This is a genomic window from Mesorhizobium sp. M4B.F.Ca.ET.214.01.1.1, assembly GCF_004791545.1.
Classification (GTDB): Bacteria; Pseudomonadota; Alphaproteobacteria; order Rhizobiales; family Rhizobiaceae; genus Mesorhizobium; species Mesorhizobium abyssinicae.
Genome location: NZ_SRUX01000061.1, coordinates 1 through 477 on the forward strand (window position 1 = coordinate 1; position 477 = coordinate 477).

Annotated in this window: 1 protein-coding gene; it reads right to left on the bottom strand. The window is 47.0% G+C overall.

Annotated elements, in window-relative coordinates:
• Positions 1 to 296: hypothetical protein (locus EN857_RS35055; RefSeq protein ID WP_189522823.1), on the bottom strand; the 296-nt coding region annotated here is incomplete at its 3' end.
• Between the last annotated feature and the right edge of the window lie 181 nt (positions 297 to 477).

The window sequence follows — 477 nt, forward strand, 5'->3', positions numbered from 1 at the left end:
GCCGACACCGAACCTGATCCTGCTGGAATCGCGCAGCGAACCCAAGCAATTGCTGGAGCAGCTCGCCCAGCTTTCGGAATATTGCGATCCATAATGTTTCTGTATACTCCCGCTTCAATCCAGAATTTCTTATTGACGTTGTCTAAAAGCGCTCTGCTTATCAAGCTACCGTGATTTTCCTTCGCATCAGAAAGTCTAAAAAATAGATCTTTTTCTGATGTCTCATATTTGAAATCTCCGACCATTCTTGGGAAGGCCAAAAGTCTTAGGAAGCTGCTATGTTTGAAAGGTTCCATGAAGCTCCGCTTGGTCTTATTTACCAGATACGAGGTCCCGCATAAATTCCCAATTTAAGGCTACGATTTTGCACCTGAGCTTTGCAACGCCCTTTAGTCGGCTTTGCGCCAGCTCACCCAATATTCCGGCTCTTCCGGTCCTGGCAGGCGTTTTTCTCATTCGACCGTAAATCCTGCTCCG